The following is a 12,971-nucleotide window of genomic DNA, read 5'->3' on the forward strand; positions in this document are numbered from 1 at the left end:
ACGATCTACCCCGTTCAACGTCGCACCGCCCGATTTTTCTCCCGACACAGCCTGATAGTCCGCTGAGATCTCAGCCGCCGGGGCGCACCAACCCGGTCTCGTAAGCCAGCACTACCGCTTGAACCCGGTCGCGCAGACCGAGTTTCGTCAGCACCCGCCCGACATGCGTTTTGACGGTGGCCTCGGAAAGATACAACTGCTCGGCGATTTCGGCGTTCGAGCGTCCAGCCGCGATCTGCTCCAGCACCTCACGCTCACGCGCGGTCAGCACTTCGAGTACCGCCGGATCCCGCATGTCGCCCGGATCGTCGGCGATGAGCCGGTCCAGCAGCCGCTTGGTCACCTTCGGCGACACCACCGCATCGCCGCCGGCGACACTCCGGATCGCCGAAACCAGATCCTCGGGAGGCGTGTCCTTCAACAGGAAGCCGCTCGCACCCGCTCGCAGCGCACCCAATGCGTGTTCGTCGAGATCGAAGGTCGTCATCACCAGCACCTTGCAGCCGTCACCCGCCTCGACGATGCGCTGCGTGGCCGATACCCCGTCGACGACCGGCATCCGCACATCCATCAGCACCACATCCGGCCGCAGCTCCTTGGCCCGCGATATCGCGGCGGCGCCGTTCTCGGCTTCCCCGATCACCTCGATGTCCTGGTGCGCACCGAGCACCATCTTCAACCCCATACGCATGAGTTCCTGATCGTCGACAACGAGAACGGTAATCGGCACATCCCTAATCTATCGGCACCGTCCAGCGTGTTTCGCGCACCGTTCCCGCGGCCCCGAAACAAGCCTCGGGCTAACCGTTTTCGGCGCCGCGCACCAGCGGGATGGTCGCGTATACCCGCCACGCACCATCGGAGGTGCGGCCCGCTTCCAGTGTGCCGCCGAGTACGGCGATGCGTTCACGCATGCCGACCAGTCCCATGCCGCCGCCGACGATCGGGCTCGCTGCCTGCTCCTGCACCGGAACCCCGCCGGTATCGGTGACTTCGACGACCACATCCGCATGGCGACGCTGCACTCGCACCCACGCCTTCGGATGCGAACCCGCATGCCGGAGCGTATTCGTCAGCGATTCCTGCACGATACGATGCATGCCGAGACTCACCTCGGGGGCGATATCGTCAAGTTCCCCGGTCATTTCGAGTTCCACCGCCAGGCCGGTATCGCGCATCATCTCGACCACCTTCGCCAACCCCGCGGTTCCGTGCTGCGGCAACTGATCCGGGGCGTGTTCGATGCGCAGCAGCGCAACGGTTCGGCGCAATTCCCGCAGCGCCTCCCGACCGGTGCTCGCGATCGTGGCCAATGCCCGTTCGGCCGCGTCCGGATCGCGGCGCAGCGCGTACTTCGCGCCGTCGGCCTGCACGATGATCACGCTGACCGCATGGGCGACGACATCGTGCAATTCGCGGGCGATGCGGGTGCGTTCGGCGGCGACGGCATCGTGCGCGCGGCGTTCCCGGTCATAGTCGGCGACCGCGAGCCGCGCCGCCACCTCCTGGTCGTAGGCGTGCCGGGCACCGATGAACTCGGCCAGCGTCCAGCACAGCGCGTAGAACATCGCGGTGAAGATCAGATCCGAACCGGCCGGCTTGTGCACCAAGAGAAATGAGCTGGAGCTGTCGGCGATCAGGCCGAGCGCATACCAAAGTCCTTCCTTGCGACCGACATACGCGACCAGGGTGTACAGCATGATGCCCAGCCCGAGCAGCGCGATGTGGTCGGCCTCGTCCTCGGATGCGTAGCTCACCAGCGTGGAAGCGATCGAGAGTCCGAGCATCGCGGCCGCCATCGCCCGCGGGTACAGCCGCCGAAACGCCACCGGTGCCGGCAGCAGCACGCCGATTCCCAGGTAGGCCAGCTTGCTGTCGGAATTGCTCACCCCGACGATCTCGAGCAGCAGCAGCACGGCGGCCAGCATCGAATCCGAGATGAGGGGCTTGCCGCGAAGCCACAGACTGAACCGGCGCACGGACATCAGCCTAGGTGCGGACGGGCGCGATCCAACCATCTGGTTGGCTGGCCGGGTGGATTTTGGAGACTGGGCGGCCTTGCTCACGGCCGCGACCGCCGCTGGCTGGGTGGATGCGGTGGTCGGCGGCGGTGGATTGATCATCCTCCCGACACTGTTCCTCGTCGCACCGGGCATCGCACCGCAGACCGCACTCGGCACCAATAAGCTCGCCGCGGTCGCGGGCACCAGCGCATCGGTCGTGACGTTCGCGCGTAAGGTTCCCATGCGGTGGCGCACACTGCTGCCCGCGGCGGCGATCGCGGCGGTCACGGCGGCGACCGGCGCGGCAGCGGTGTCCCTCATCGATCGCGACCTGTTCATCCCGATCGTGATGGTCGTGCTGGTCGGCGTTGCCGTCTTCGTCACGCTGCGCCCGTCGATCGGCATCACCCTGGCCACGCATGCACCGAGTCGGCGCAAATTCGTGCTCGTGATCGCCCTGGCCGCCGGGTTGATCGGGTTCTACGACGGACTGCTCGGCCCCGGCACCGGCACCTTCCTGATCATTACCTTCGCCACCCTGCTCGGCACCGAGTTCGTGCGCGCGGCCGCGATGGCGAAGGTGATCAACTGCGGATCCAATATCGGTGCGCTGATCTTCTTCGGCGTCACCGGTCACATCATGTTCGCGCTGGGCGCGGCCATGGCGGTCGGCAATGTCGCGGGCGCGATCATCGGCTCGCACATGGCATTACGCAACGGCGCGAAGTTCGTGCGCGTCGTCCTGCTGGTGGTCGTCATCGGCATGGTAATCCGTTTGGGCTGGCAGCAATTCGGCTGACCGATCAGTGCACGGGTCCCGCATGCATCTTGGAATTCGACGCCAGCCAGGGCTGCAGGACGCGCGAGGTCGTTTCGTGGATCTGGCGGTGCAGCCGCTCGCCGTCGACTCCGGCCACCGGACTCTGGAACAGCACCGTCAGCGCACCGGAGACCGCGCCGACCACGGCACCGACCAATGCGGCGGCACCGACCTCGTCCAATTCGACAGGAAATGCCATATGCAACTGCCGCGCGATTTCGCGCTGCGCCACCAGCTGCGCATGTGCGGCCCGCCCGCTCACCGCGGGCACCGTGCGCGAAACCCGGGCGCGCAGTGCGGCAATGCGCGCGCTCAGATCATCGACGAGGTGTTCGCCCGGATTGTCACCCGCCGCCCGTAACGCGCGCAGCAGCACCTCCACCGGCCGCTCGCCGGGCCGACGACTCGCTATCGCCGCCACCGCGGCACGCACCCGTTCGTCCTGTTCCGGGAAGAGCAGTTCTTCCTTGCTTGCGAAATAGTTGAAGAACGTCCGGGTGCCGACCTCGGCCGCGGCCGCGATATCGGCCACCGTGGTTTCCTCATAGCCTCTGTTCTCGAAAAGTTCGACGGCTGCCTCGAGGAGGGCACGGCGGGTACGTTCTCGTTTGCGATCGCGGAGGGCGGATGGCGGCACGCGGGCACAGTACGGCATAACCCGACTTGGGTACGGTAACCCCGACTTTCGCGCGCGCCATGCCGCCGAACCGTGATCAAATTCGGGTCTGGTCCGACCGATCCCGGCGGGCCGCATCGATCACCGAATCCAGCAAACCCGGGAACCGGGCGTCGAGATCGTCCCGACGCAGCGACTGCAAGGTCTCCCGTCCGGACGGCCGCTGCCAGATGATGCCGGCATCGCGCAGCACCCGATAGTGGTGCGTCAGATTCGACTTGGGCACACCGTCCACGATCGAGCCGCACGTGTACTCCGCCCCGTCCGCGAGGACACGAACGATCCGCAGCCGCAACGGATTTCCCAGTGCGGCGAAGACATTCGCCAACTCGATCCGATCCCGCTCGGGATGTGCAGTCATCACACCGCCCAGGATAGCTCGATTGTTGATATACAGTCGAACTGTTCATATGTAGTTGAACTATCCAACTGTGTGAGAGGTCATGCCATGCCGAGCAATTCCCGATTCGACGACAAGATCGCGCTGATCACCGGCGGAACCAGCGGTATGGGTTCGGCCACCGCGCGCCGGTTGCTGGATGAAGGCGCACAGGTGGTCATCACCGGGCGGGACAAGTCCCGCCTGGATGCCGCGGTCGAAGAGTTGAACGGTGGCGATCGTGTCCTCGGAATCCGCGGCGACGCAGCGAATCTCGCCGATCTGGACGCGCTGACGGTGGCGATCCGGGACCGCTGCGGACGCCTGGACGTGGTTTTCGCCAATGCGGGTGTCGGCGCATTCCAGGCGGTGGCCGATGTCAGCGAGGCGGAGTTCTACCGGGTCGTCGACATCAACTTCAAGGCCGCGTTCTTCACCATCCAGCAGACCCTTCCCCTGCTGACCGACGGCGGGGCGATCGTGATCAACGCATCATTCGCACTGCACCGGGGCGGACCGGGCGCGGCACTCTACTCGGCGACCAAGGCGGCGGTGCACAACCTCGCACGAACACTGGCGGCCGAACTGGCCCCCAGGCGAATCCGGGTCAACTCGGTCAGCCCGGGTTACACCGGGACGCCCGCGTTCTATGCCGAAGCGTCGCCGCAAGTGCAGGCAGCCGCCGTCGCCACCGTGGCCGCAGGGCGCATCGGCACCTCGGCGGACATCGCCGCCGCGGTTGCGTTTCTGGCCTCGGGCGAGGCGTCCTACATCAACGGCCAGGACCTGCTCATCGACGGCGGCCTGGTCGCCGCCACGCCGGCGGCCATGGTCTAGCACCGCACCGCTGGACACTCGAGCGGCATTGCCGTCGATGCATTGTCCGCTAGGTCTGCGTCAGCACAGCGGAAGCGGCGCTCGCCGACCCGACCGACTAGGTTTGATCGGGTGAGCATCGCGACTTCCAAAGACGTGGACGCCGAGTTCCTTGCGTTACCACTGCACACGCTTGCCGACGCCGCGCTGACCGCGGCACGCGCGGCGGGCGCGCAGCATGCCGACCTGCGGGTGCATCGGCTGGTCACCCAGTCGATCCGCCTACGCGACGGCCGGGTCGAGGCGATCAGCAATGCCACCGACCTCGGCTTCGCCGTGCGCGTGATCGTCGACGGCACCTGGGGTTTCGCCTCGCATGCCGCGCTCACCCCCGAGACCGCCGCCGAGGTGGCGCGGCGGGCGGTGACGGTGGCGACGACCCTGCGCGCCCTCAATCGTGAACGCATCGAACTCGCCGACGAGCCCCGATACGACGATGTGCACTGGGTTTCGGCCTACGACGTGGACCCGTTCACGATGCCGACCACCGACAAGGTCGCTGTGCTGCAGGACTATTCGGGCCGTTTGTCCGCCGCCGACGGCGTCGATCACGTCACTGCCTCGGTGCTGCAGGTCAAGGAGCAGACTTTCTACGCCGACACCGCGGGCTCCGCCATCACACAGCAGCGCGTGCGCCTGCACCCGCAGCTCGAGGCGATCACCGTGGACGCGGCGGCGGGCGTCTTCGAGACCATGCGCACCCTCGCCGCCCCGGCCGGACGCGGGTGGGAGTACGTCACCGGTGCGGACGGAATCTGGGACTGGAACGACGAACTCGCGCGAATCCCGGGTTGGCTGGCCGAGAAGGTGAAGGCGCCGAGCGTCGAGGCCGGCCCGACCGACTTGGTGCTCGACCCGACCAACCTGTGGCTGACCATCCACGAATCCATCGGCCACGCCACCGAATACGATCGCGCCATCGGCTACGAATCCGCCTATGCGGGTACCTCGTTCGCCACCCCGGACCAGCTCGGCACCCTGCAGTACGGTACGCCGATCATGCACGTCACCGGTGATCGCACCGAGGCGCACGGTCTGGCCTCGGTCGGCTACGACGACGAGGGTGTCGCGGGACAACGCTGGGATCTGGTGCGCGACGGAATTCTGGTCGGCTACCAGCTCGACCGCGTCTTCGCCCCGCGCCTGGGCCTGGAACGCTCCAACGGCTGTTCCTACGCGGACTCGGCGCACCATGTTCCGATCCAGCGCATGGCCAATGTGTCGCTGCAACCGGATCCCGAAAACGACACCAGCACCGCCGAACTCATCTCCCGGGTCGAGAACGGCATCTATATCGTCGGCGACAAGTCGTGGTCGATCGATATGCAGCGCTACAACTTCCAGTTCACCGGCCAGCGGTTCTTCCGCATCCGCGACGGCAAGCTCGACGGTCAGCTGCGCGATGTCGCGTATCAGGCCACCACCACCGACTTCTGGGGTGCTATGGAGGCGGTCGGTGGACCGTCCACCTGGCGCCTCGGCGGCGCGTTCAACTGCGGTAAGGCGCAACCCGGCCAGGTCGCGGCGGTCAGCCACGGCTGCCCGTCGATCCTGGTACGCGGCATCAACATTCTCAATACCCGGACGGAGGCAGGCCAGTGACCGAGGTGATGGTGCCCGCTGGTGCGGTCGTCGAGCAGGCGCTCGCGCTTTCGCATGCGGATGAGGCGATGGTCATCGTCACCGATGCGCACGAGGCGTCATTGCGGTGGGCGGGCAACTCGATGACCACCAATGGTTCCTCGATTTCCCGGGACTGGGCGGTCGTTTCGATCTTCCGCGACGGCCCGAATTCCGCGCGCGTCGGCAGCGTCGGCTCCACCAGTGTCGACCCGGCCGAGATCGAAGCGGTAGTCCGCGCCAGCGAGGCGGCGGCCCGCACCGCCGAACCCGCGAAGGATGCGATGCCGCTGCTCACGCCGGATTCGGACGGTCTGCCGGACATCGGGGGCGATTGGGCGTCCGCACCGGGCAGCACCGGAATCGAGGTCTTCACCGACCTGGCCCGCGATCTGGCGGGTGGATTCGACGGCGCCGATCGACTCTACGGTTTCGCGCACCACCAGATGCACACGACGTGGCTGGGTACCTCCACGGGTATTCGCCGCCGCTTCGTGCAGCCGACCGGTTCGGTGGAGATCAATGGAAAGCGCGGCGAGGGCGCGGATCTCGCGAGTGCGTGGGTTGGTGTCGGCACCGCGGACTTCACCGATGTCGACGTACCCGGGCTGCTCACCGAATTATCACGGCGGTTGGATTGGTCCAAGCGTCGGGTCGAGCTGCCCGCGGGTCGCTACGAAACCCTGCTGCCGCCCTCGGCGGTCGCGGACCTGATGATCTACCTGACCTGGTCCATGGAGGGCCGTGGCGCACACGAGGGGCACAGCGCCTTCGCGAAGGCGGGCGGCACCCGAATCGGCGAGCGGCTCAGCGATATCCCCTTGACGCTCTACTCCGACCCGAACGCGGGCGGACTCGAATACCGTCCGTTCGTCGCGACTTCGTCGTCGTCGGAATCGCTGTCGGTCTTCGACAACGGTCTACCGGCCCGGCGCGTGGACTGGCTGCGCGACGGCGTCATCGAATCGCTGATCTACCCGCGTGCCACCGCCGCCGAATTCGACGCTCCCCCCACGGTTCCCGGTGACAACCTGCTGCTGACCGGTGGCTCGGACACGAGCATCGATGCGATGATCGCCGACACCGAGCGCGGACTACTGCTCACCACGCTCTGGTACATCCGGGAGGTCGATCCCGCCACCCTGCTGCTCACCGGTCTCACCCGCGACGGCGTGTACCTCGTCGAAAACGGCGCGGTCTCCGCCGCGGTCAATAACTTCCGCTTCAATGAGAGCCCGATCGACCTCCTGCGCCGCGCCACCGAAGCGGGCGCCACCGAAACCACTCTCCCTCGCGAATGGAAGGATTGGTTCACCCGAACCGCCATGCCGCCCTTGCGAATCCCGGACTTCCACATGTCCTCGGTGAGCCAGGCGACCTGACACGTGTGGGGCTCCCGTCGCGGGAGCCCCACACGCTACGCGGCCGGGGTGATCTCGAGGCCGATGGTGCCGGACTTGCCGCGGCGAATACTGCTCGCGGTCACCAGAATCGGGCCGAGGAGCCAGTACTTCTTCTTGATCAGCTTGCGCACGCGTTCGGTTTCGGCGGCATCGAGCACCCGGCCGGTGCCTTCGATGACGTCACCGCGCGGCTTACCCGACGTGTTGCACGGCTGGAGGGTGACGGCGGGATTGTTGCGCAGCCGCTTGACCTTCCAACTGTTGGTCTCGGTCCACACATACAGCTTGCCGTCGTCCTCGGCGGCCCAGACGGCGGTGCCGACCGGCGTGCCATCCTTGCGGAAGGTCGTCAGCAGCACGTAGTCGGCCTCGCCGACCGCACCCAGCGTATTCGTCATGTGGCCAGCCTATCCGCCGGCGGACGCCACGCGCGGCCCGCCATCAGCCCGACATCCGGTATTCACCCGCCTCCAGGCGCTCGAGTACGCCACCGGTCCACTGCGACAGGTTCTCGAATACGCCGCTCCACAGCTCGAGCAGATCGGTCGCGTGCGGCGGTTCGTATCGGCCGGGGAAGGTCGGGACCATGGCGAGTAGATCGTCGCGGACCGCTGCGGCATTGCGCCGTTGTTCGCGCAACTTCTCGATGACGTGCGCGCGTGGCAACGCATCCATGAACGCGATCCCCGCACCCAACTCCTCCATATCGACGCTGACCAGCGCCTCGTCCATGAGCTTGCGGAACTCGGCCTCCCCCGCCTCGGTCAGCTCGAACAGGGTGCGTCCCGGCCCCTGCGAACTCCCCTCGGTGCCGAACGCGGTCAATTTCCCTTCCTGCGTCAGCTGTTTGAGCGCGTGATAGATCGACCCCGGCTTCACATTGGTCCAGGTTTCGGCACGCCAGGACAGCAGTTCGCGACGCACGGCGTAGCCATAGGTGGGCTGACGCAACCGCATCACGCCGAGGACGAGCAGGCGCACCGCCGACATCCGGACATCCCTTCTCTCGAAACGGCCATACTACTCAAATTTGACTTCCAGCATTTCACCGCCCTAACCTCGGGTAGTCAAAATTGATTACCGCTAGCGAGGCAGGGCGATGACGAGCGATACTGCGGTTCCGGTGTTGTGGAGCGGCGATCTGACGGACACCCTCGACTTCTACCGAGTACTGGGCTACACGGTGACCCATGAGCAGACCAGGCCGTACGCCTACGGCGCGATCGAGGCCCACGGCTGCGCGGTCCATTTCGCCGCCGCGCCGCCAGGAATGGCACTCCCCAGCGAACAGGTCGGCTGCCTGGTCATGCTCGACGATGTCGCGCAGCGGCACGGCGCATTCACCGCGGCGCTGCGCAAGCGCTATGGGAAGGTCCCCGCGAAAGGTTGCCCACGTATCACCCGATTCCGCCCCGGCCAAAGCAGATTCAGCGTGGTCGACCCGGTGGGCAACACCATCATCTACATCCAGCGCGACGAGCCCGACCACGTCGAGTACGGCGGCTCCCACGAACTCGACAGCCTGGCAAGGGTTTTGGACAATGCGCGCATCCTGCGCGATTTCAAGAACGACGATGCGGCCGCGATCCGGGTGCTCGAGGTCGGTCTCGGTCGCTACGGCGCGGAAGCGGCGGCCGTCGACAAGGCTCGAGCGCTTGCGGCGCTGGCCGAATTGGCCGTCGCCACCGGCGATTCCGAGCGGGCCGAGACATTGCGGGCCGAACTCAGAACCATATCGCTCTCGAAAGGCGAACGCACGACCGTCGCGGCCGAGCTGCGCGCCGCCGACGATCTCGCGGAGTGGCTCGCCGAAACAACGTGAGCCAGGTCACGCGGCGGCGGTCAACACCTGTGGCCCGTCGACGGTGATCGCGATCGTATGTTCGGAGTGCGCGGTCCGCGAACCATCCGCCGAGCGGATCGTCCAACCGTCCGGATCCGTATAGATCCGGTCGGTCGTGCGCGCGAACCACGGCTCGATGGCAATGGTCAAACCGGGTCGCAGTGGATACCCGCGACCCGCACGCCCCACATTCGGCACATGCGGATCCTCGTGCATGGTCCGCCCGAGCCCGTGTCCGCCGAATTCGGTATTCACCGGATAGCCGTTCGCCCGCGCGACCTCCGTGATGGCGGCGGAGATATCGCCGATCCGATTGCCGGGCAATGCGACCGCGATCGCGGCCGCCAGCGCGTCCTCGGTGGCCTTGATCAGCCGCAGATCCTCCGCATCGGCGGTGCCGACGATCATGCTGGTGGCCGAATCGGCGACCCAACCGTCGATGCCCAGCGCCAGGTCCATGGTCAGCACATCACCGTCGCGCAGCGGGTAGTCGAACGGAAGTCCGTGCAGGACAGCATCATTCACCGAGAGGCAGACCGTATTGCGGAACGGACCACGACCGAACGACGGCGCGTAATCCCAATAGCACGACACCGCACCGCGCTCCCGAATTCGCTGCCGCACATGCTCTTCCAGTTCGAGCAGGTTCACCCCGACCCGAGCCAGCACGCGCAGCTCCGCCAGCACCTCGGCGACGAAGCGCCCCGCCACCCGCATACATTCGATCTCCCCCGGCGACTTCAACTCCACCATGCTCAACCTCCATCTCGGTATTTTAATACCGAGCATAGCGATGATCGGTATTAAAATACCAACTATCCCGCTGACCAGGCGATGTGTTATGTTCGCGAACGCGAGAGCACTGGTCTGTTTCGTTGTTCGCCGCCCCGAGCGGCATGCGTTCCGCCCGATCGACTGCCCGATAGCGAACGTAGAGGAGCAAGCGATGAGCCTGCGCCGCAAGGCACTCGTCGCCGCCGTCGCGCTGGCCGTGGCCGTGGCCGCACCCGCATGTGGCAGCGAGTCGGCCAAGCACGAGAACGAGTCGGGCAGCGCCGCGGGCCCAGCGCGCAATCCCTATCTCGCCGCCGCGACCTACGCGCTCACACATATCGATCCGGGCCAGTCCGACACCTTCCCGTATCAAACGCCGCAGGGCGAATTCCATATCGACCCGAAGCAGCAGCAGCGCGTCACCGCGGGACCGGTCAACATCATGACGCTCGCCGCCACCAATCCGGACTATATGTGGGTCTCCTCCACCCAAGGTGTGGTCTATGTCCAGGTCGGCAATGGCATGTTCCACGAGATCGCCCGCGCGGACGCGCCGGGTGTGACACCGCTCGCGCCCCAGGCGCTGAACCGGGTGCTCGACCAGAACTTCACCGACGCAGGTCAGGTGGAGGCCGCCGTGCACAACGACTGGGGCCTCGATTGGACGCGCATCACCAATGGCGTCTACAGCCTGGTCGACAAGGACAACCGGGTCTACTACGTCACGCAGAACGCACAGATCGTCGTGTTCGGTCTGACGAATTCGAACAATCCCGAAGCGGGCGTGCGGATCCTGCGCACCCTCGACTTCAAACCCTGGCTCGGCACCGGACCGGGGCTCGGTGGCCAACCCGAGTCCATCGTCGGCCTGAATATGACCTATGACGGCAAATTGGCCGTACTCAGCACCCGCGGGCTATCGATCGTCGACCGCAGCCTGCAGGGCGAACCGCAGCAGGTCCACTTCGGCGCCGACGAGGTGGTCTCCAATGCGATGGCCGTGGACGAGAAGGGCGGGATCTACGCGGCCTCCGACAAGATCATGCGCAAGGTCGTGTGGACCGGATCCGCACTCTCGACCGCCGCCACCGATGGCGCATGGGCAGCACCCTACGAATTCGGGCGGCAGCCGCCGGCGGTGAAGTTCGGTATCGGCACGGGCTCGACACCCACACTCATGGGCTACGGCAAGGACGACCGACTCGTGGTGATCACCGACGGTGCCGACCGGATGAATCTGCTCGCGTTCTGGCGCGACGCCATTCCGGAAGGGTTCCAACCGAAGCCGGGCACCAAATCCAATCGGATCGCCGACCAGATCCCGGTGACGGCCGGGCTGAATCCACTGCCCGAGTTCATCCAGAGTGAGCAGTCGGTCGTGGTGGATGGCTACGGCGCATTCGTGGTCAACAATGCCCGGCCGCAAGGCACACCGGACCGCCTCGTCGATGTGCTCGCGGGCGGTCCGGTATTCGCGCCGCCATCGGGTGTCGAGCGATTCCAATGGGATCCGCTCAACCATGGTTGGTCATCGGTATGGTCGCGGGCGGATGTGGTCTCGACCAGCATGGTGCCCACCGAGAGCAGTAAATCCGGCGTGGTTTTCGTCAACGGCTACACCAAGACCGACGGCTGGGAGGTGACCGGACTGGACTGGAGATCAGGAAAGACGACGCACCGCACCGTCTTCGGGCAGACCAATCTGGGCAACGGCGCCTACGCGCTGGTCCAGTTCTTTCCGAATGGGGATCTGCTGTTCAACAGCGTCGGCGGTCCCTTCCGAGTGAAATACAACGGTTGAGCTTGCGGTATTTAAATACCGATCATAGTCTGGTCGCATGGTCCGACTTCCGCTGACTGCCGCCCAGGTCGAGGCCGGTCGCCGACTCGGAGCCCGGCTGCGGGCCGCACGCGCCGACCGCGATCCGGCCCGGATCGCCCAGGTCGCCGGAATCTCACCGGAGACGCTGCGCAAGATCGAGACCGGCCGGCTGCCGACGCCGGCATTCGGAACGATCGTATCGCTGGCCGCAGCCCTGGAGATTCCACTACAGGAGCTCGCCGACACCTGGCGCTCGGCGGGCCTCGCGGAATCCGCCTGACCTACGCCGGGGTAATCGCGATCCCGACCGAGCCGTCCGCTCCCCTGAACAGCTTGTGCAGGCGGATCAGTACCCTGCCGGTGATCCCGTATTTGCGCGAGACGAGATCGCGCACCCGCTGCGTCCCCGCCGCATCCAGCACCTCGGCCTTACCCGCGAACTTCTCCTCGCTCTTCGGGCGGCCACGGCCGTCGCATATCTGCAGGGTCACCGCCGGATTGCGGCGAATCCGCTTGACCTTCCAGGTCTTCGGGTTGGTCCACACCACGATCCGCTCGCCGTCCCGAGCCACCCACACGGGGGTGCCGACCGGCGTTCCGTCCTTCTTGTAAGTGGTCAGCAGGGCGAAACTGCTGGTGCTCACTTCGTTCCAAGTCATACCCGAAACGGTAGGCCGCGGTGAAGTCGGCGACATCCGTATGCGGACAGACTTGCTCGTACGCGTGGCGACGTACCGAACCGAAATGGGGCGGGC

At 66.1% G+C, this 12,971-nt stretch carries 15 protein-coding genes; 7 read left to right on the forward strand and 8 right to left on the reverse strand.

Annotated features, from left to right (window positions below; all coding sequences use genetic code 11):
- Positions 1–70: 70 nt before the first annotated feature.
- Together AB0L58_RS04145 and AB0L58_RS04150 are read right to left on the reverse strand one after the other, a co-directional pair.
- Positions 71–730 (reverse strand): response regulator transcription factor, encoded by a 660-nt coding sequence (locus AB0L58_RS04145; protein ID WP_364380746.1) that lies wholly within the window; start codon positions 728–730, stop codon positions 71–73.
- 70 nt (positions 731–800) lie between these two features.
- The gene (locus AB0L58_RS04150; protein ID WP_364380749.1) at positions 801–1,979 is read right to left on the reverse strand and encodes a histidine kinase; all 1,179 of its coding nucleotides are present in this window, start codon (positions 1,977–1,979) and stop codon (positions 801–803) included.
- Positions 1,980–2,034: 55 nt separating this feature from the next.
- Between AB0L58_RS04150 and AB0L58_RS04155 the strand changes: the two genes are divergently transcribed.
- Complete coding sequence (locus AB0L58_RS04155; protein WP_364380752.1) at positions 2,035–2,802, forward strand: TSUP family transporter; 768 nt, start codon at positions 2,035–2,037, stop codon at positions 2,800–2,802.
- 4 nt (positions 2,803–2,806) lie between these two features.
- Here the strand turns inward: AB0L58_RS04155 and AB0L58_RS04160 are convergent, their stop codons facing one another.
- Together AB0L58_RS04160 and AB0L58_RS04165 are read right to left on the reverse strand one after the other, a co-directional pair.
- Entirely contained in the window at positions 2,807–3,460 is a 654-nt protein-coding gene (locus tag AB0L58_RS04160) for a helix-turn-helix domain-containing protein (RefSeq protein ID WP_364380755.1), read from the reverse strand.
- Between the two features lie 76 nt (positions 3,461–3,536).
- Complete coding sequence (locus AB0L58_RS04165) at positions 3,537–3,860, reverse strand: helix-turn-helix domain-containing protein (RefSeq protein WP_364380758.1); 324 nt, start codon at positions 3,858–3,860, stop codon at positions 3,537–3,539.
- Positions 3,861–3,947: 87 nt separating this feature from the next.
- Here AB0L58_RS04165 and AB0L58_RS04170 point away from each other — a divergent pair, with 87 nt between their 5' ends.
- The 3 genes from AB0L58_RS04170 (at position 3,948) to AB0L58_RS04180 (ending at position 7,756) form a co-directional block, all read left to right on the forward strand.
- Positions 3,948–4,715: a glucose 1-dehydrogenase gene (locus AB0L58_RS04170; protein WP_364380761.1), complete on the forward strand. Its 768-nt coding sequence runs from the start codon at positions 3,948–3,950 to the stop codon at positions 4,713–4,715.
- Positions 4,716–4,826: 111 nt separating this feature from the next.
- Complete coding sequence (locus AB0L58_RS04175; protein ID WP_364380764.1) at positions 4,827–6,356, forward strand: TldD/PmbA family protein; 1,530 nt, start codon at positions 4,827–4,829, stop codon at positions 6,354–6,356.
- Positions 6,357–6,364: 8 nt separating this feature from the next.
- A complete protein-coding gene (locus AB0L58_RS04180; RefSeq protein WP_364381755.1) occupies positions 6,365–7,756 on the forward strand; it encodes a TldD/PmbA family protein in 1,392 nt (463 codons plus the stop codon).
- A gap of 35 nt (positions 7,757–7,791) precedes the next feature.
- Here AB0L58_RS04180 and AB0L58_RS04185 read toward each other — a convergent pair whose 3' ends face one another.
- Together AB0L58_RS04185 and AB0L58_RS04190 are read right to left on the reverse strand one after the other, a co-directional pair.
- Entirely contained in the window at positions 7,792–8,175 is a 384-nt protein-coding gene (locus AB0L58_RS04185) for a PPOX class F420-dependent oxidoreductase (protein WP_364380767.1), read from the reverse strand.
- Between the two features lie 43 nt (positions 8,176–8,218).
- Positions 8,219–8,767, reverse strand: coding sequence for a PadR family transcriptional regulator (locus AB0L58_RS04190; RefSeq protein ID WP_364380770.1), 549 nt, complete (start codon positions 8,765–8,767; stop codon positions 8,219–8,221).
- Positions 8,768–8,876: 109 nt separating this feature from the next.
- Between AB0L58_RS04190 and AB0L58_RS04195 the strand changes: the two genes are divergently transcribed.
- Positions 8,877–9,599 (forward strand): glyoxalase, encoded by a 723-nt coding sequence (locus tag AB0L58_RS04195; RefSeq protein ID WP_364380773.1) that lies wholly within the window; start codon positions 8,877–8,879, stop codon positions 9,597–9,599.
- 6 nt (positions 9,600–9,605) lie between these two features.
- On the opposite strand, the gene map is transcribed toward AB0L58_RS04195, so the two are convergent.
- Positions 9,606–10,373: a type I methionyl aminopeptidase gene (gene map / locus AB0L58_RS04200; RefSeq protein ID WP_364380776.1), complete on the reverse strand. Its 768-nt coding sequence runs from the start codon at positions 10,371–10,373 to the stop codon at positions 9,606–9,608.
- 193 nt (positions 10,374–10,566) lie between these two features.
- On the opposite strand from map, the gene AB0L58_RS04205 reads away from it, so the two are divergent.
- Both AB0L58_RS04205 and AB0L58_RS04210 read left to right on the forward strand, forming a co-directional pair.
- Positions 10,567–12,195 (forward strand): hypothetical protein, encoded by a 1,629-nt coding sequence (locus tag AB0L58_RS04205; protein WP_364380779.1) that lies wholly within the window; start codon positions 10,567–10,569, stop codon positions 12,193–12,195.
- A 37-nt stretch (positions 12,196–12,232) separates the two neighbouring features.
- The gene (locus tag AB0L58_RS04210) at positions 12,233–12,496 is read left to right on the forward strand and encodes a helix-turn-helix transcriptional regulator (RefSeq protein ID WP_364380782.1); all 264 of its coding nucleotides are present in this window, start codon (positions 12,233–12,235) and stop codon (positions 12,494–12,496) included.
- A 1-nt stretch (position 12,497) separates the two neighbouring features.
- On the opposite strand, the gene AB0L58_RS04215 is transcribed toward AB0L58_RS04210, so the two are convergent.
- Positions 12,498–12,875 carry a PPOX class F420-dependent oxidoreductase gene (locus AB0L58_RS04215; RefSeq protein ID WP_364380785.1) on the reverse strand — a complete coding sequence of 126 codons (378 nt, stop codon included), beginning with the start codon at positions 12,873–12,875 and terminating at the stop codon, positions 12,498–12,500.
- Positions 12,876–12,971 lie beyond the last annotated feature (96 nt).

The organism is Nocardia sp. NPDC052112, from assembly GCF_040680135.1.
Taxonomy (GTDB): domain Bacteria; phylum Actinomycetota; class Actinomycetes; order Mycobacteriales; family Mycobacteriaceae; genus Nocardia.

What these genes read in the sequence shown, in the direction of transcription:
- AB0L58_RS04165 (WP_364380758.1), bottom strand. Translation starts at nt 3,860, where the DNA reads ATGACTGCACATCCCGAGCGGGATCGGATCGAGTTGGCGAATGTCTTC.
- AB0L58_RS04170 (WP_364380761.1), top strand. Translation starts at nt 3,948, where the DNA reads ATGCCGAGCAATTCCCGATTCGACGACAAGATCGCGCTGATCACCGGC.
- AB0L58_RS04180 (WP_364381755.1), top strand. Translation starts at nt 6,365, where the DNA reads ATGGTGCCCGCTGGTGCGGTCGTCGAGCAGGCGCTCGCGCTTTCGCAT.
- AB0L58_RS04185 (WP_364380767.1), bottom strand. Translation starts at nt 8,175, where the DNA reads ATGACGAATACGCTGGGTGCGGTCGGCGAGGCCGACTACGTGCTGCTG.
- AB0L58_RS04190 (WP_364380770.1), bottom strand. Translation starts at nt 8,767, where the DNA reads ATGTCGGCGGTGCGCCTGCTCGTCCTCGGCGTGATGCGGTTGCGTCAG.
- AB0L58_RS04195 (WP_364380773.1), top strand. Translation starts at nt 8,877, where the DNA reads ATGACGAGCGATACTGCGGTTCCGGTGTTGTGGAGCGGCGATCTGACG.
- map (WP_364380776.1), bottom strand. Translation starts at nt 10,373, where the DNA reads ATGGTGGAGTTGAAGTCGCCGGGGGAGATCGAATGTATGCGGGTGGCG.
- AB0L58_RS04205 (WP_364380779.1), top strand. Translation starts at nt 10,567, where the DNA reads ATGAGCCTGCGCCGCAAGGCACTCGTCGCCGCCGTCGCGCTGGCCGTG.
- AB0L58_RS04210 (WP_364380782.1), top strand. Translation starts at nt 12,233, where the DNA reads ATGGTCCGACTTCCGCTGACTGCCGCCCAGGTCGAGGCCGGTCGCCGA.
- AB0L58_RS04215 (WP_364380785.1), bottom strand. Translation starts at nt 12,875, where the DNA reads ATGACTTGGAACGAAGTGAGCACCAGCAGTTTCGCCCTGCTGACCACT.